Here is a 16034-nt window from a genome sequence, read left to right on the forward strand (position 1 = left end):
GTGCCCCCGTGCCCACCGGTCGGGTGGGCACGGGGGCACGGGCGCGGGGCTCAGTCGTCCGCGAGGGCGGCGCGCAGGACGGCGAACGCGGTCGCGCGGGCCCCGGCGCCCTCGGGCAGGCCGCCGGCCATGGAGAGGAAGCCGTGGAACATGCCCGGGTAGTGGTGGTGCTCCACGGCGACCCCGGCGGCGGCGAGCGCCTCCGCGTAGGCGACGCCCTCGTCCCGCAGCGGGTCCAGGCCCGCGGTGACGACGTGCGCGGGCGGCAGCCCGGCGAGGTCGGCGTGGGCGAGCGGCGCCGCGTGCGGCAGGACCCGGTCGGCGGGGTCGGGCAGGTAGGCGTCCCAGTACCAGCGCAGGTGGTCGGCGGTGAGGAAGTACCCCTGGCCGTTCTCCCGGTGCGAGGGGCGGGAGCGGGCGGGGTCCAGCATCGGGTAGTAGAGCGCCTGGAAGGCGGGCCGGGGGCCGCCGCGGTCGCGGGCGAGCAGGGCGACGACGGTGGCCAGGTGGGCGCCCGCGCTGTCGCCGGCGACGGCGAGCCGGCGGCCGGGGTGCGTCGCGGCGGTCCACAGCAGGGCGGTGTAGGCGTCCTCGGGCGCCGCGGGGAAGGGGTGCTCGGGGGCGCGCCGGTAGTCGGCCGAGACGACGGTGGCGCCGGTGGCGCCGGCGAGGGCCCGGCAGAAGGCGTCGTGGCTGTCGAGGTCGCAGAGGACGAAGCCGCCGCCGTGGCAGAAGAGGACCACGGGGGCGTCCTCCCGGGTGCCCGGCTCGTAGACGCGGACGGGCACGCCGTCGGCGTCCCGGTCGGTGACGCGGGCGACGGGGAGCGGGGGGCCGGCGGGCCGGGGGCGGGCGGCGAAGAAGGCCCGCACCTCGGCGATGTCGGTCATGGTGGTGCCCAGCGGGGGGAACTGGCCGGCGGCGAGGTCGATGAGGGCCCGGACCTCGGGGGCGGGCGGGTTCACGCGTCGGTCTCCTTCGGGGCCAGGAGGGGCATGCGGCCGGCCGACGCGCCGCCGTCGACGGCGAGTTCGGCGCCGGAGAGGTACGAGGAGTCGTCGGAGGCGAGGAAGGCGACCAGCCGGGCGACCTCCTCGGGTTCCCCGACCCGGCCGAGCGGCGCGGCGGGGTGGGAGGCGGTGCCCAGGTGGGCGGTCATGGCGGTGGCGACGGCGCCGGGGTGGACGGAGTTGACGCGGATGGAGTCAGGGCCGAGTTCGAGGGCGGCCGTCTTCGTCAGTCCGCGCAGTCCCCACTTGGCGGCGCCGTAGGCGCCGTGGCCCCAGATGCCCTGGAGGCCGGCCTGCGAGGAGATGTTGACGATGGACCCGCCGCCGCTCGCGCGCAGCGCCGGGGCGGCGGCGCGGATGCCGAGGAAGGGGCCGGCGAGGTTGACTCGCAGGAGGGTGTCGAGGCGGGCCGGGTCCTCGTCCTCGATGGGGGACGTGGAGTAGACGGCGGCGTTGTTGACGAGGACGTCGAGCCGGCCGAAGCCGTCGACGGCGGCGGCCACGGCGGCGCTCCAGGACGCCTCGTCGGTGACGTCGTGGCGGACGAAGCGGGCGGCGGCGCCGAGGGACGCGGCGGTCGCCGCGCCCTCCTCCTCCCGCACGTCCGTGAGGACGACGCGGGCGCCGAGGGCGGCGAAGAGGCGGGCCTCGGCCTCGCCCATGCCGCGCGCGGCGCCGGTGATCAGCGCGACCTTGCCGGTCAGGTCGACGGGCATCAGCGGTCCTCCCGGGGAGCGGTGGTGGGGGCGGTCCTGAGCACGGGGCCCGTGGTCCAGCCGCCGTCGACGGCGAGTTCGGCTCCGGTGACGTAGGAGGCGGCGTCGGAGAGCAGGAAGACGACCGCGCGGGCGATCTCCTCGGGTGCGCCGACCCTTCCCATCGGGGCGGCCGGGTAGCCGCCCTCGCCGGTGCCGAGGCCGAGGTGGGCGGTCATGGGGGTGTGGATCATGCCGGGGTGGACGGAGTTGACCCGGACGCGGGCGGCCGCCAGTTCCACGGCGGCGATCTTGGTGAGGCCGCGGACGCCCCACTTGGCCGCTCCGTATCCGGCGGTCCCGGCGAGGCCCATGAGGCCGGCGGCGGAGGAGACGTTGACGACCGATCCGCCGCCGGACTCCCGCATCGCCGGGATCACGGCCCGCAGGCCGAGGAAGACCCCGGTCAGGTCGATGTCGACGACCCGGCGGAAGGCCTCGGCGGTCTGTTCCTCCAGGGCGTGGGAGCCGCCGGAGATCCCGGCGTTGTTGACCAGGCCGTCGACCCGGCCCCAGGTGGCGGAGGCGTGCGCCACGGCCGCCCGCCAGTCGTCCTCGGAGATGACGTCGTGCCGGAGGAACCGGGCGCGGTCGCCGAGCTCCCCGGCGAGCACCCGGCCCTCGTCCTCCAGGATGTCGGTGACCAGCACGCGGGCCCCCGCGGCGACGGCCGCGCGGGCGGCCGCCGCTCCGAGTCCCCGGGCGCCGCCGGTGACGATCACCGTGCGGCCGCGCAGCGCCGTGTCCGTGACCGGGCCGGTCACGCGCGGTGCTCCGCGATGTCGTTGACGGCGAGCCAGCTGAAGGTCATGGCGGGGCCGATGGTGGCGCCGGGGCCCGGGTACGTCTCGCCCATGACGGCGGAGGAGACGTTGCCGGAGGCGTACAGGCCGGGGATGGCGGTGCCGTCCTCGCGCAGGACGCGGGCGGACGCGTCGGTGACGAGGCCGCCCTTGGTGCCGATGTCGCCGGGGTGGACCGGGACGGCGTGGAAGGGGCCCTTCTCCAGCGGCGCCAGGTTGGGGTTGGGCAGGGTCGGGTCGCCGTAGTACCGGTCGTAGACGCTGTCGCCGCGGTGGAAGTCCTCGTCCCGGCCGGCCCGGGCGTGGCCGTTGAAGCGGTCGACGGTGGCGCGCAGCCGTTCGGGGGTGGCGCCGATGAGGGCGGCCAGCTCCTCCACGGTCGCGGCCTGCTTGACGAAGCCGCTCTCCCGCCACGGGGCGGGGAAGGGCTGTCCGGGGAAGAGCCCCATGAAGAGGTACCGGGACTTGGCCGTGGCGTCGAGGATCAGCCAGGACGGCACGGCGGTGGCTCCGCCGCGGGCCTGGTGGGCGTACATGGCGTCGACGAACTCGTGGTAGGGGGCGGCCTCGTTGGCGTACCGCTCCCCCGCCGAGTCGACGATCACCATGCCGGGGATCCCCCGGTCGGCGACGAGGAAGAAGGGCTTGTCCCCCGGGGGCACGACGGTCGGCGCGCCCCACACCCGGTCCATCAGGTCGAGGGCGGCGCCGAGGGCGAGGGCGGGTTCCAGGGCGTCGCCGGTCTGGCCGTCGGCGGCGGCGCTCCAGGCGCCGGAGGTGGGGGCCGGCAGGTACTTCTCGCGCAGGGCCTGGTCGTGGGAGAAGCCGCCGGAGGCGAGGACCACGCCGCCGGTGGCCCGGACGGTGAGCTCGCGGCCGTCCTTGCGGATCCGGATGCCGGTGACCCGGCCGTCCTCCTCGACCAGGCCGGTCAGGGGTGCGGAGAGCCAGAGTTCTCCGCCGAGGCGGTCGAGGGAGTGGCGCATGCGGGCGATCAGCGCCTCGCCGAGGGAGAGCGGCCGGCGGCCGGTGGCGAGGGCCTTGGCGGCGCGGACGCCGACCTTGACGGCGGTCCGGCGGCCGGCCCAGGTGCGGCCGACCATGTTGAGGTCGTGGAAGTCCTTGGAGGTGATGGTGAGGCCGTGGGTGGGGAGGCCGGCGCGGCGCATGGTGGCGCGGCGTTCGGGGGCGAGCTTCTTGAGGTCGAAGACCTCGGGTTCGACGGAGCGGCCCTGCGGGTAGCCGCCGAGGCGCTCCGGGTAGTAGTCGGAGTAGCCGGGGGTGTAGACGAAGCGGACGTCGGTGCGGTCGTGGAACTCCCGGACCATGCGCGGTCCGTACCGCACGTAGGCGTCCTTGCGGGCGTCGGGGACGCGGTCGCCGACGGTGGCGTCCAGGTAGGCGCGGGCCTTCTCCGGGGTGTCGCCGAGTCCGGCGGCGTCCAGGTGGAAGTTGCCGGGCACCCAGACGGCGCCGCCGGACAGGGCGGTGGAGCCGCCGTAGGCGCCGGTCTTCTCCACCACCAGGGCGGTCAGTCCGCGCAGCCGGGCGGTGAGGGCCGCGGCCAGGCCGGCGGCGCCGGAGCCGGCCACGACCACGTCGTAGGTGTGGTCCCAGGTGCTGTTCATCGCGTTCTCCCTCGTGTGGTCTTCGCTCCGGCGGGCGGCGCCGGTTCAGCGGGCGGTGACGCGGGCGTCGGTGAGGACGGGGGCGTCGTCGCGGTCCGCGGCGGTGGCGATCAGCCGGTGTCCGTCGGCGGTGTGCCAGATCCGCAGCCGCAGCGTCTCGCCGGGGAAGAACACCCCGGCGAAGCGGGTGCGGCAGCCGGTGACCGCGCCTGCGTCGCCGTCGAGCAGGTGGTCGGTGACGGCCTTGACGGCCATGCCGAAGGTGCACAGGCCGTGCAGGACGGGCCGGTCGTAGCCGGCCCGGCGGGCGGTGGCGGGGTCGGCGTGGAGCGGGTTCCAGTCGCCGGTGAGCCGGTAGAGCAGCGCCTGCCGGCGGAGCGTGGGGAGCTCCAGGACCAGGTCGGGTTCCCGGTCCGGGGCGGGGAGGCGGTCGGTGGGGCCGCGGTCGCCGCCGAAGCCGCCCTCGCCCCGGGCGAAGACGTGGTTGCGCTGGGTGAGGAGGGGTGCGCCGTCCTCGCCGAGGAGGGTGGACTCCTGGACGAGGACGGCGCCGCTGCCCTTGTCGTACACGTCGGTGAGCCGGGTGACGGCGGTGGCGCGGGCGGCGGGCGGCAGCGGGCGGTGCACGGTGATCTCCTGGCCGCCGTGCAGGACCCGCGCGAGGTCGAGGTCGACGCCGGGCAGGTCGAAGACCTGGAAGCCGACGCCTCCGGTGCCGCCGGCGACGACGCCGAAGGTGGGCAGGGTCCGGAGGCCGTCCGGGTGGCCCTCGTACACGTACCGCAGTTCGCGCGGGTCGGTCTCGGGGAGGCCCGCGCCGAGCGCCAGGTGGTAGAGGCGCACGGCGCGGTCGTCCCAGGAGACCTCGGTCCGCACCGGGGGCGCGGCCTTCGCCCTCTCGGGGTCGAGGGGCATCAGAAGGCTCCGACGGCGTAGCGGCTGCGGTAGTAGAGCAGCGGCCGGCCGTCCTCGCCGGCGTCGAGGGCGACGACGTGGGCGGTGACCAGGTGGTGGTCGCCGGCCTCGTACACCTCGTGCAGGGCGCATTCCACGTGGGCGAGCGCGCCGTCGACGCGGACGGTGCCGTGGTCGCTGACCCGCCAGGGCACGCCGGCGAACTTGTCGGGGCCGCTGCGGCCGAGGGCGGCGCAGGTGGTCCGCTGGTCCTCGGCGAGGATGTTGACGCAGAAGCGGCCGGCCCGTTCGATCCTCGGCCAGCTGGTGGAGGACCTGCCGACGGCGAGCATCACCAGCGGGGGGTCGAGGGAGAGGGAGGCGAAGGACTGGCAGGCGAAGCCGACGGGTCCGCCGTCGTCGAGCCCCGCCACCACGGTGATGCCGCTCGCGAAGCGTCCGAGGACGTCCCGGAAGCGGGCGGGGTCGATCAGCCGTTCCACCGGTGGCCCCAGACGCTGTCGGCGGTGATCTCCTTGGCGACCCAGGTGGCGGGGTCGACGATCAGGCCGTCCCAGCCGTACTCGACCTGGAAGCCGCCGGGGGCCTGGGCGTAGAAGGACACCATGCGGTCGTTGGTGTGGCGGCCGAGGCTGGAGGCGATGGGGATGCCGGCGGCCTGCGTGCGGTCGAGGCCGAGGCCGACGTCGTCGAGGGTCTCCAGCTCCACCATGAAGTGCACGATGCCGGGGGGCAGGGCGCCGGGGTAGAGGCCGAGGCTGTGGTGGCGGCGGTTGGGGCTGAGGAAGTGCATCCAGTGGAAGTCGCGCTGTTCGGCGGCGGTGGGGACGGCCTGCGGCGGCAGCTTCATCGAGTCGCGGAGCTGGAAGCCGAGGAGCTTCTCGTAGAAGTCGAGGGCGGCCTCGATGTCCGGGGCCGGCAGGACGACGTGGCCGAGGCCGAGGTCTCCGGTGACGAAGCGGTTGCCGTAGGGGGTGGCCAGCGGGGTGTGGTCCTGGGCCTGGCCCCAGTAGAGCTCCAGCGGGTTGCCGCACGGGTCCGTGAGGTGGATCAGGCCCTGGACGCGGCGCTCGGCGAGCTCGTCGGCGTCGGCGGTCTTGACGGCGACTCCGGCCGCCTCCAGTGCGGCGGCGGCCTCGGCGAGGGCGGTGGCGTTCGCGAGCTCCCAGCCGGCGGCGAGCAGCCTGTCGCCGTCGCCGGCCCGGATCGCGATGCGGTGGGCGCGGTCGTCGACGCGCAGCAGGAGGGTGGTGTCGGTGGATCCGGGGGCCTCGGCCATGCCGAGGATGTCGAGGGCGTAGCGGCGCCACTCGTCGAGGCGGGTGGTCTCCAGGCGCAGGTAGCCGAGTGCGCGAACGTCCATGGGGCACCTCTGGGTTGGGTGGGAGGGAGGTCAGTGGGTGAAGAAGTCGACGGCGAGGCGGTTGAACTCGTCGGCCCGTTCGGTCTGGGCCCAGTGGCCGCAGTGCGGGAAGACGTGCAGGCGCGCGTCGGGGATGGTCTTGAGGGCGACGAGGGCGCCGTCGAGCGGGTTGACGCGGTCCTCGCGGCCCCAGGTGAGCAGCACCGGCCGGGTGATCCGGTGGGCCTCGCGCCAGAGCATGGCGGCCTCGGCCCACTCGGGTTCGGCGAAGGAGGCGGCCATGCGGGCGGCGCCGAGCCGGGTCTCGGGGTCGGTGGCGGAGGCCCACCGCTCCTCGACCAGCGCGTCGGTGACGACGGACTGGTCGTGGGCCATGACGGAGAGGAAGGCGCGGAGCTGTTCCTTCGTCGGCTCGGGGGCGGCGTTGAACTCGAAGAGCCGCTTGATGCCTTCGGTCGGGTCCGGGGCGAAGAGGTTGACGGAGACGCCGCCGGGGCCCATGAGGAGGAGCTTGTCGGTCTTCCCGGGATGGTCCAGGGCGAGCCGGACGGCGGTCCCGCCGCCGAGCGAGTTGCCGACGAAGTGGGCGCGCTCGATGCCGAGTTCGTCCATGAGGGCGGCGACGGCGTGCGCGCTGTAGCTGAAGTAGTCCCGGTCGAGCACGGGCTTGTCGGAGCGGCCGTAGCAGGGCTGGTCGACGAGGAGGGTGCGGAAGTGCCGGGCGAGGACGGGGAGGTTGCCGCCGAAGTTGCTCCAGCCGGAGGCGCCGGGCCCGCCGCCGTGCAGCATGATCACGACGGGGGCGTCGGGCCGGCCGGGGGGCGCGGCCTCGTGGTAGTGGAGGGTGAGGCCGGCGGCCTCGGCGGTGCGGGAGGTCGACGCGTGGGTGAGCTCGGTCATCTGCGGCTGCCCCTCAGGCCATGGTGTCTTGGATGTCGATGCCGAGGGCGCACTGTCCGTACATGAGGAGGGCGCGCTCGGGGTCGTTGGCGGCGTGGCCGCGGCCGGTGTGGGCGTCGCGCCAGGCGCGCTGGACGGCGTGCGGGCCGGTGCGCATGGCGTTGCCGCCGGCGTTCTCCATGAGGAGGTCGACCGCGCCGACCGCGCGTTCGGTGGCGAGGACCTGGTCGCGGCGGGTGCGGGTGCGCAGCTCCATGGGGATCTCCTCGCCGCGTCCGGCCAGGTCGTACATGGCGCCGACGTTGCGGGTGAGCTGGAGCCAGGCGGCGTCGATGTCGCCGGCGGCGCGGGCGATGCGGACCTGGGCGAAGGGGTCCTCGGCGACCTGCTGGCCGTAGGAGACGCGGAAGCGCTTCCGGGTGGCCTCGGCATAGGCGTCGTAGGCGCCCTCGGCGATGCCGACGATCGGGGTGGCGATGGTGGTGGTGAAGACGCCGGCGTAGGGCAGCCGGTAGACGGGTTCGGGGTTGAGCGCGTGGCCCGGCACGTCCAGGGCGGTGACGGGGCCGAAGCTGAGGGCGCGGTGCCTGGGGACGAAGACGTCGTCGACGACGATGTCGTTGCTGCCGGTGCCGCGCAGGCCGACGGTGTCCCAGACGTCGTCGATCCGGTACTCGGCCCGCGGGATCAGGAAGGTGCGCATGTCGACCGGCTTGCCCTCGGCGTCGGTGACGAGGCAGCCGAGGAGGGCCCAGCGGGCGTGGTCGCAGCCGGAGGAGAAGTGCCAGCGGCCGGAGAGGCGGAAGCCTCCGTCGACGGCGGCGGCCTTGCCGGTGGGGGCGTACGAGGAGGCGATCCGGGTCCGGGGGTCGGTGCCCCAGACCTCCTGCTGGGCGCGGGGGTCGAAGAGGGCGACGTGCCAGGGGTGGACGCCGACCACGGAGGCGACCCAGCCGGTGGATCCGCACGCCTTGGCGATCTCCTTGACGGCCGTGTAGAAGACCACCGGGTCGGCGGCGGCGCCGCCGAAGGCCTTCGGCTGGAGCAGCTGGAAGAAGCCGGTGTCCTCCAGTTCCTTGACGGAGGCGTCGGGCACGCGGCGCGACTCCTCGGCCTCGGCGGCGCGTTCGCGCAGGACGGGGGCGAGGTCGCGGACGGCTGCCAGGACGTCGTCGGCCATGGGGGCATCCCCTTTCGGGTCGTGGTGGGGGAATGCCAGGACCGTACGGGGAGCCGTCGCCGGGGTGAACGCGCCGCTCCCACTGAGCGGGAAGGGCGCGCGGGTTCAGAGCATGGGGTCCTGGACGTCGAGGCCGACGGCGTCCCGGCCGAAGAGCGCGAGGGCGCGCTCGACGTCGTTGGCGGCCTGGCCGCGGCCGGTGTGCAGGTCGCGCCAGGCGCGGGCGAGGACGTCGCCGCCGCTGCGCAGGGGGCTGCCGCCGGCGTTCTCGCGCAGCAGGTCGACGGCGGTGAGGGCGCGTTCGGTGGCGAGGGCCTGGTCCCGGCGGGTGCGGGCGCGCAGCGCGCGGGAGGGGTCGCGGCCGGCGCGGGCCGTCTCGTACAGCTCGGCGGTGTTGCGGGCGAGCTGGAGGCGGGCGGCGTCGATCTCGCCGGCGGCGCGGGCGATGCGGACCTGGGCGAAGGGGTCCTCGGCGACGCGCCGGCCGTGCGGGAGGGCGGGGTGGGCGCGGGCGCCGTCGACGTGGTGCTCGTAGGCGCCCTCGGCGATGCCGACCATGACGGTGGAGACGGTGGTGGTGAAGAGGGCGGCGTAGGGCAGCCGGTAGACGGGCTCGGGGTTGGCCTCGTGCCCGGGGCAGCGGAGCGAGGTGACGGGGGCGTAGCCGAGGGTGCGGTGGGCGGGGACGAGGGCGTCGGTGACGACGAGGTCGTTGCTGCCGCTGCCGCGCAGGCCGACGGTGTCCCAGACGTCGTCGATCCGGTAGTCGGTGCGGGGGACGAGGAAGGTCCGCATGTCCAGCGGGCGGCCGTCGGCGTCGCTGACGAGTCCCCCGAGCAGGGCCCAGCCGGCGTGGTCGGCGCCGGCGGCGAAGTGCCAGCGGCCGGCGAGCCGGTAGCCGCCGTCGACGGGGGTGACGGTGCCGGTGGGGGCGTGCGAGGAGCAGATCAGGGCGGAGGGGTCGTCGCCCCACACGTCGTGCTGGGCGCGGGGGTCGAGCTGGGCGACGTACCAGGGGTGGACGCCGAGGAGGGCGGCGGTCCAGCCGGTGGAGCCGCAGGCCCGGGCGAGTTCGTGGACGGCGGTGTGGAAGACGTCGGGGGCGGCGGCGAGTCCGCCGTGGGCGCGGGGGCGCAGCAGCCGGAAGAAGCCGGTGTCCGCGAGTTCCTTGACGGAGGCGTCGGGCAGTCGGCGCAGCTCCTCGGCCTCGGCGGCGCGCTCGCGCAGGGCGGGGGCGAGGGCGCGGACCGCCACGAGGACGTCGTGGTCGCGCATGGGGTGCCTCTCGGATCCGGGGCCCGGACCGTGGGCTCCTCCTGGGGTGACGAGAGGGAACCTACGCGTTACCGTTCCGAGACGGAACACCCCCTTCCCGTACCCGCGCCCCTCTGGCAATCTCCACGCAATACCGGAGATTACGGACGCGGCTCGGCCTCGGGCCGCCGCGCCGTCCGTGGGGGAGGTGTCGATGACGACCCGTGCCGCCGAGCCCGTCCTGGCCGCCCAGGACGACGGTGCCGCCGTGCCGCCGCTGTCGCTGCTGGAGAAGGCGGCGAAGGTGCTCAGCGCCTTCCAGAGCGCGGGCCCGCGCCTGACGCTCACCGAGGTCGTGCAGCGGTCCGGGATCCGGCGGTCCTCCGCGCACCGCATCCTGGACCAGCTGGTGCAGCTGCGCTGGCTGGAGCGCGAGGGGCGCGACTACCGGCTGGGCATGGGCATGCTGGAGCTCGGCGCGACGGCCTCGCACCACAACCGGCTGCGCCGCGCCGCCCTGCCCCATCTGCACGCCCTGCACGAGGCGACCGGGCACCTGGTGCACCTCACGGTGCTGGACGGCCCCGAGGTGGTCTATCTGGAGCGCATCGGCGGCTCGGACGACTCCGTCGTGCCCTCGCGGACGGGCGGCCGCCAGCCGGCGTACTGCACCGCCTCGGGCAAGGCGATCCTGGCGTTCAGCGACGCCGCCGTGGTGGAGCAGGTCATACGCGGTGGGCTGCGGCCCCGCACCCCCCGGACGATCACCCGCCCCGACCCCTTCCGGGCCGAGCTGGCCCTGGTCCGCGAGCGCGGGGTGGCCTTCGACCAGGAGGAGGGGTTCCGGGGGGTCTTCTGCGTGGCGGCGCCGCTGCGCGGCGCGGGCCGGGCGGTCGCGGCGGTCTCGGTCTGCGGGCACGGCGTGCACCGGGAGCTGGAACGGATCGCGCCGGTGGTGCGCGGCTGCGCGCGCTCGGTGTGGCAGTCGATGTTCGGTCCCGGCCGGCTGCCGGAGCAGCGGCCGCAGCCGGTGGGGGCGACGGCCGCGGCGGGTGTGCCGCAGCCGTCGATGGACAACATGATGGCCTGGCTGCGGTTCAGCGAGTGGATGTGAGGCGTTCTCGGAGCGCGGCGAGGCCGGCGGCGTAGACGCCGTCGCCGAAGCCGGCCTCGACCCGGGCCGCCACCTCGTCCGGGGCGGTGTAGACGGCGGACCAGCGGACCTCGGCGCCGTCGGGGTGCGGGACGACGGCGAGCGTCGCCACGTACTCCTCCACGGGCAGCGCCCGCGGGTCGAGGAGCCGGTAGCGGTAGTGGCGGGCGGCGGGGTCGTGGGCGAGCAGCAGCTCGCGGGCGACCACCGCGCCGTCCAGGGCGAAGGCGCGGACGGCGCCGGGGACTTCGGGGTCGGCACCGTCCTCCACCGTGAGCGGCGGCAGGTGCGGGTGCCAGTCGGCGAGGCCGGCGAAGCCGCCGGCCACCGCCCAGACGGCGTCCGGGTCGGCGGCGATCACGACGGAGCGTTCGAGGGTGCGGGGACGCATGGGTGCCTCCGGGGCGGGGTCGCCGTCACCAGCCGCGGTCGCCGCGCAGGACGGCGTCGGCGCCGCCGTCCGCGAAGACGATCTGGCCGGTGACGAGGGCGTTCTCGGGCGAGGTGAGCCAGGCGATGAGCGGGGCGAGCTGTTCGGGCCGGGAGTGGCCGTGCAGGGGCATGGGGACGGCCCGTTCGACGAGGGCCAGGGTGGCGGGGTCGTCGAGGAGGGGGCGGGTCAGCGGGGTGAGGACGACGCCCGGGGCGACGGCGTTGAGCGGGATGCCCGCGCCGGCCCAGGCGTCGCCGGGGGCGGTGCGGCGGACCCAGCGGGAGACGGCCGCCTTGGAGGAGGAGTAGACGAGGTGGCCCTCGCCGCGGTCGACGGCAGCCCGGGCGGCGGCCACCGCCGCGGTCTCGTCGTGCGCGTCGGCCGCCGCCACGATCGCCGGGTCCGTGGGGTGCACGGCGTCGACGGAGCCGACGACGAGGGCCCTCGGCCGGCTGCCCCCGGCGAGGAGCGGGCGCAGTCCTTCGAGGGTGGCGACGGCACCGAAGTGGTTGACCCGGAGGGTGACCGGGTCGAAGTGGGCGACGCCCGCGCAGGCGACGACGGCGTCGAGCCGGCCGCCGGTGAGTTCCCCGGCCCGGGTCACGAGCGCGGCCCGGCCTTCGGGGGTGGACAGGTCGGCGGCGATGTCGCCGCCCGCCAGGTCGGCGGCGAGGACGGTGTGGCCCTGGCGCCGCAGCAGGGCGGTGGTCGCCGCTCCGATGCCGGAGAGGGCTCCGGTGACCAGATAGGTACGGGACATGGGGACGCTCCTCGTCGGGGGCGGGGGTTGGGGTTGGGGTGGGGGCAGGGGTCCGGGCGTCCGTCGGTTTCCGGAGGCCGGGAGCTCCGGGCGCTCCGGGCCCGGGGGTTCAGGAGTAGGTGATCCCGACGCGGTCGGTGAGCGGGAGGGACTGGCAGGCGAGGACGTAGCCGTCGGCGAGGTCCCGGTGGTCCAGGACCTCGTTGCGGGCCATCCCCACCTCGCCGGTGACGACCCGGCAGGTGCAGGCGCTGCACGCGCCCTCGCGGCAGGAGTACGGCGCGTCCACCCCGGCCGCGAGGAGCGCGTCGAGCAGCGGGGTGCCCGGCGGCCAGGGGACCGTACGGGTCTCGCCGTCCAGCTCCACGGTCACCTCGCCGCCGCCCCCGTCCGGTGCGGCGACCGGGCCGGGGGCGTCGAAGACGTCCCCGGACAGGGAGAAGAACCGCTCCCGGCGGATGCGTTCGCCCGGTGCGCCGAGCGCGCGCAGCGCCCGCTCCACGGCGTCCATGAGCGGGCCCGGCCCGCAGACGAAGGCCTCCCGGCCGGCGTACGGCACGAGCGCGGCGGCGAGCCGGTCCGGCACCGGCAGGCCCTGGAGCGTCTCCAGCCAGTGGAGCACCAGGAACCGCTCGGGGTGGGCGGCGGTCAGGGCGCGCAGTTCGTCGCGGAAGATGACCGAGGTCTCGTCGCGGTTGGCGTACAGCAGGGTGACCCGGCCTCGGCCCGCCGCGAGCACCGATTTGGCGATGGAGAGGACCGGGGTGATGCCGCTGCCTCCGGCGACGAGCAGCAGGTCGCGGTCGAGGGAGTCCGGGGTGAAGGTGCCGGCCGGGGGCAGCGCCTCCACCTCGTCGCCCGCGGCCAGGTGGTCGCAGACCCAGTTGGAGCCGTATCCGCCGGCCACCCGCTTGACGGTGACCTTGAGCGGTTCGCCGGTGTGCGGCGAGCTGGCCAGGGAGTAGCAGCGGGCGACGGGGCCGCCGTCCGGGCCGGGCAGCCTCAGGGTGAGGAACTGCCCGGGCCGGTGGGCGAAGCGGTCCGCGCTCTCCGGGGCCGGCTCCAGGACCAGGCTGCGGGCGTCGGGCGTCTCGGCGACGACCTCGACGATCCGCAGCCGGTGGGTGCGGCCGGCCGGGGCCTCCGGCTCAGACGTCGACACGGACATCGCCGGCCTCCAGGGTCCCGTCGGCGACCGCGCGGTCGATGCTCGCCCGCAGCGACCGGCAGGTCCGTATCCGGGCGCTGCTCGCGCCCTGTCCGACGCGTTCGCGGAACTCCGCGCAGACGACGGCCGCGTCGGCGGTCCACTGCACGGACGTGTGGGCGGGGCTGAACTTCTCGCACAGGACCTGGTTGCCGCAGGCCGCGCACTGGACCGGTCGCATGTCAGGGGGCTCCGGCTTCCGTCTCCGCCGCCGCGCGGCGGGCCAGGTTCTCGTCGACCTCGGCGCGCCAGGCGGTGTTGGCCCGCCGGGTGTCGATCTCGAACTCGAAGCGCCGGACCATCTCGTCCTTGACGTCGGCGACGTCGACGTAGAACTGCTCGTACCAGCGGCGCAGCTGGTAGACGGGCCCGTCCTCCTCGGTGAGGAGCGGGTTGTCGATCCGGGTCTTGTTCCGCCAGATCTCGATGTCCTGCTCGAAGCCGGTCTCCAGTCCCCCGATCAGGCTCCGGGCGGCCTCGGCGGCCTCCTGGTCCGTCATGCCGGGCAGCTTCTTGACGATCGCCCCGTACTGGAGGACGAAGCTGTCGGGGCTGACCGGGTAGTGACTGTTGATCAGCACCATCTCCATCTCGACGCCGGGAGCCACCTCGGTCCACACGTGGTCGATCATGTAGGACGGGCCGTGGTACGAGGCGTCGGAGCGCAGCGGGGAACTGAGGTTGCCCAGATCCATGTCCCCGCGCGGGGCGCTTTCCATGTACTGGGTGGCGACGTGCCCGTCGAAGACGTTCTTGAAGTACGTCGGGAAGGCGTAGTGGACGTAGAAGAAGTGCGCCATGTCCACGACGTTGTCCACGATCTCGCGGCAGTTCGAGCCGTCCACCCGTGCCGTCTTCCAGGTCCAGTCGCTCCACTCGCCCGCGTCCGGGCCGTGGACGCCCTCGATCTCGGGAAGGGTGACGTCGTCCGGCGGCGGGTTGCCCTCGGGGTCGTGCCAGACGAAGAGCTGGCGGTTGCGCTCCAGGGTGGTCCAGGAGCGGGTGCGGGCGCGCGGCGGGACGCGGCGGGCGTACGGGATGCCGGCGCAGCGGCCGTCGCCGGACCAGCGCCAGTCGTGGAAGGGGCAGGCGACGGCGTCGCCCTTGACGGTGCCGTGGGCGAGGTTGCCGCCCATGTGCGGGCAGTAGGCGTCGAGGACGTGCAGGGCGCCGTCGTCCCGGCCCCGGAAGACCACGAGCTTGGTGCCGAAGGCCTCGATCTCGTGCGGTTCGCCGTCCTTGAAGGCGTCGGCGAGGCCGAGGCAGTGCCAGCCCCGGGCGAAGCGGGTGGGCGGGCGGCCGGCCTCGATGACCCTGGCCTCGTCGTTGAGAGCAGTCATCACGTTCTCCCTGGTGTGTCGTGGGTTCAGCCGCGCGCGGCGGCGGGTTCGAGGGCGAGGCCGTCGCTGCCGGGGTGCGCCTCGCTCGGCGGGACGGTCGGCGTGGCGTCGCGTTCGGCGGAGCGGAGCAGCTCGGCCGCCTCGTGCCGCCGGCGGTCCGTGAGCATGACGGGTCCCTCCCGGGGGCGGTTGGGGCCGTGTCCGGCGAGGCTAGGCCGCCCCCGCCGCCCCCCGGGAGCCCCCGCTCCCACTGACCGGGAAACCCCGCGCGGGCCGCGCCCCGGGAGGGGACGGGGGCGCGGGGCACGACGGGACGGCGGAGCGCGACGGGGCCGCAGCGGGGGCGGTGCGCCACGGTACGGCGGGGCGCGACGGGGCGGCAGCGGGGGCGGTACGCCACGGGGCGGCGGGACGTCAGCGTACGCCGTACACCGGCTGGGGCGTTTCGGAGGCGGCGAGGAGGTCGAGGGCGGCCTCGCCGGCCTCCGCGGGGGTCCAGCGCGCGGACTTGTCGGCCGTGGGGCCGGGCCGCCAGCCCTCCATGACGGTGATGCGACCGCCCTCCGCCTCGAAGACCCGCCCCGTCACCCCCGCCGCCGCGTCGGAGCCGAGCCAGACGACGAGGGGCGAGACGTTCTCGGGGGCCATGGCGTCGAAGCCGGGGCCCGAGGGGGCGGCCATCGTGTCGGCGAAGGTCTGCTCGGTCATCCGGGTCCGCGCGGCGGGCGCGATGGCGTTGACCTGGACGCCGTAGCGGCCCATCTCGGCGGCGGCGACGAGCGTGAGGCCGAGGATCCCGGCCTTGGCGGCGGCGTAGTTGCCCTGGCCCACGCTGCCGAGCAGTCCCGCGCCCGAGCTGGTGTTGATCACCCGGGCCCGGCGGCCGCGCCCCGCCTTGGACTCGGCGCGCCAGTAGGCCGCGGCGTGCCGCAGCGGCAGGAAGTGGCCCTTGAGGTGGACGCGCATGACGGCGTCCCAGTCGTCCTCGCCGAGGTTGACGAGCATCCGGTCGCGGAGGAAGCCCGCGTTGTTGACGAGGGTGTCGAGGCGGCCGAAGCGGTCGACGGCGGCGGCGACCAGCGAGGCCGCCCCGTCCGTCGTGGCGATGTCGCCGCCGTGGGCGATCGCCTCCCCGCCGGCCGCGGTGATCTCGTCGACGACGTCCTGGGCGGGGCCGGTGCCGGCACCCGTGCCGTCGAGGCCGACGCCGAGGTCGTTGACGACGACCTTCGCCCCTTCGGCGGCGAAGGCGAGCGCGTGGGCGCGGCCGAGTCCGCGGCCCGCTCCGGTGACGACGACGACGCGTTCCGCGCAGAGTCCGGTCATGTGGGGG

Annotated in this window: 18 protein-coding genes; 1 reads left to right on the plus strand and 17 read right to left on the minus strand. The window is 75.4% G+C overall.

Features of this window, described 5'->3' with window-relative positions; translation table 11 throughout:
- Positions 1 to 50 precede the first annotated feature (50 nt).
- The 10 genes from ACF1ED_RS09555 to hsaA (ACF1ED_RS09600) all read right to left on the minus strand — a co-directional run bounded on the left by ACF1ED_RS09555 (position 51) and on the right by hsaA (ACF1ED_RS09600) (position 9829).
- Positions 51 to 965, minus strand: coding sequence for an alpha/beta hydrolase (locus tag ACF1ED_RS09555; RefSeq protein ID WP_391758301.1), 915 nt, complete (start codon positions 963 to 965; stop codon positions 51 to 53).
- A complete protein-coding gene (locus ACF1ED_RS09560) occupies positions 962 to 1726 on the minus strand; it encodes an SDR family NAD(P)-dependent oxidoreductase (RefSeq protein ID WP_391758303.1) in 765 nt (254 codons plus the stop codon). Before ACF1ED_RS09560 ends, ACF1ED_RS09555 begins: the two co-directional genes overlap by 4 nt.
- Entirely contained in the window at positions 1726 to 2529 is an 804-nt protein-coding gene (locus tag ACF1ED_RS09565) for a glucose 1-dehydrogenase (protein WP_391758305.1), read from the minus strand. Before ACF1ED_RS09565 ends, ACF1ED_RS09560 begins: the two co-directional genes overlap by 1 nt.
- Complete coding sequence (locus tag ACF1ED_RS09570; protein ID WP_391758307.1) at positions 2526 to 4196, minus strand: FAD-dependent oxidoreductase; 1671 nt, start codon at positions 4194 to 4196, stop codon at positions 2526 to 2528. Before ACF1ED_RS09570 ends, ACF1ED_RS09565 begins: the two co-directional genes overlap by 4 nt.
- Before the next feature lie 45 nt (positions 4197 to 4241).
- Complete coding sequence (locus tag ACF1ED_RS09575; protein WP_391758309.1) at positions 4242 to 5111, minus strand: MaoC/PaaZ C-terminal domain-containing protein; 870 nt, start codon at positions 5109 to 5111, stop codon at positions 4242 to 4244.
- Entirely contained in the window at positions 5111 to 5593 is a 483-nt protein-coding gene (locus tag ACF1ED_RS09580; protein ID WP_391758311.1) for a flavin reductase family protein, read from the minus strand. Before ACF1ED_RS09580 ends, ACF1ED_RS09575 begins: the two co-directional genes overlap by 1 nt.
- Positions 5581 to 6474, minus strand: a complete 894-nt coding sequence (locus ACF1ED_RS09585) for a VOC family protein (protein ID WP_391758313.1) — start codon at positions 6472 to 6474, stop codon at positions 5581 to 5583. Before ACF1ED_RS09585 ends, ACF1ED_RS09580 begins: the two co-directional genes overlap by 13 nt.
- A gap of 30 nt (positions 6475 to 6504) precedes the next feature.
- Positions 6505 to 7374 carry a 4,5:9,10-diseco-3-hydroxy-5,9,17-trioxoandrosta-1(10),2-diene-4-oate hydrolase gene (gene hsaD, locus ACF1ED_RS09590; RefSeq protein ID WP_391758315.1) on the minus strand — a complete coding sequence of 290 codons (870 nt, stop codon included), beginning with the start codon at positions 7372 to 7374 and terminating at the stop codon, positions 6505 to 6507.
- Positions 7375 to 7387: 13 nt separating this feature from the next.
- Positions 7388 to 8554 (minus strand): 3-hydroxy-9,10-secoandrosta-1,3,5(10)-triene-9,17-dione monooxygenase oxygenase subunit, encoded by a 1167-nt coding sequence (gene hsaA / locus ACF1ED_RS09595; RefSeq protein ID WP_391758317.1) that lies wholly within the window; start codon positions 8552 to 8554, stop codon positions 7388 to 7390.
- Positions 8555 to 8659: 105 nt separating this feature from the next.
- Complete coding sequence (hsaA, locus tag ACF1ED_RS09600; RefSeq protein WP_391758319.1) at positions 8660 to 9829, minus strand: 3-hydroxy-9,10-secoandrosta-1,3,5(10)-triene-9,17-dione monooxygenase oxygenase subunit; 1170 nt, start codon at positions 9827 to 9829, stop codon at positions 8660 to 8662.
- Between the two features lie 193 nt (positions 9830 to 10022).
- On the opposite strand from hsaA (ACF1ED_RS09600), the gene ACF1ED_RS09605 reads away from it, so the two are divergent.
- Positions 10023 to 10922 carry an IclR family transcriptional regulator gene (locus ACF1ED_RS09605; protein ID WP_391758321.1) on the plus strand — a complete coding sequence of 300 codons (900 nt, stop codon included), beginning with the start codon at positions 10023 to 10025 and terminating at the stop codon, positions 10920 to 10922.
- On the opposite strand, the gene ACF1ED_RS09610 is transcribed toward ACF1ED_RS09605, so the two are convergent.
- From ACF1ED_RS09610 to ACF1ED_RS09640, 7 genes are all read right to left on the minus strand, one after another.
- Positions 10906 to 11352: an SRPBCC family protein gene (locus tag ACF1ED_RS09610; RefSeq protein WP_391758323.1), complete on the minus strand. Its 447-nt coding sequence runs from the start codon at positions 11350 to 11352 to the stop codon at positions 10906 to 10908. The two genes, ACF1ED_RS09605 and ACF1ED_RS09610, sit on opposite strands and share 17 nt — an antisense overlap.
- A 25-nt stretch (positions 11353 to 11377) precedes the next feature.
- A complete protein-coding gene (locus tag ACF1ED_RS09615; protein ID WP_391758325.1) occupies positions 11378 to 12154 on the minus strand; it encodes an SDR family oxidoreductase in 777 nt (258 codons plus the stop codon).
- 109 nt (positions 12155 to 12263) lie between these two features.
- Positions 12264 to 13322 carry a 2Fe-2S iron-sulfur cluster-binding protein gene (locus tag ACF1ED_RS09620; protein ID WP_391758327.1) on the minus strand — a complete coding sequence of 353 codons (1059 nt, stop codon included), beginning with the start codon at positions 13320 to 13322 and terminating at the stop codon, positions 12264 to 12266.
- Complete coding sequence (locus ACF1ED_RS09625; RefSeq protein ID WP_391758329.1) at positions 13303 to 13542, minus strand: hypothetical protein; 240 nt, start codon at positions 13540 to 13542, stop codon at positions 13303 to 13305. The genes ACF1ED_RS09620 and ACF1ED_RS09625 overlap by 20 nt, the downstream gene beginning before the upstream one ends.
- A gap of 1 nt (position 13543) precedes the next feature.
- On the minus strand, positions 13544 to 14701 hold the full coding sequence (locus ACF1ED_RS09630; protein ID WP_391758331.1) for a Rieske 2Fe-2S domain-containing protein: 1158 nt from the start codon (positions 14699 to 14701) through the stop codon (positions 13544 to 13546).
- Positions 14702 to 14727: 26 nt separating this feature from the next.
- Complete coding sequence (locus ACF1ED_RS09635) at positions 14728 to 14868, minus strand: hypothetical protein (RefSeq protein WP_391758333.1); 141 nt, start codon at positions 14866 to 14868, stop codon at positions 14728 to 14730.
- A gap of 247 nt (positions 14869 to 15115) precedes the next feature.
- Positions 15116 to 16027 (minus strand): SDR family oxidoreductase, encoded by a 912-nt coding sequence (locus ACF1ED_RS09640; RefSeq protein ID WP_391758335.1) that lies wholly within the window; start codon positions 16025 to 16027, stop codon positions 15116 to 15118.
- Positions 16028 to 16034 lie beyond the last annotated feature (7 nt).

The organism is Streptomyces sp. NPDC014656 (genome assembly GCF_043084305.1).
Taxonomy (GTDB): domain Bacteria; phylum Actinomycetota; class Actinomycetes; order Streptomycetales; family Streptomycetaceae; genus Streptomyces.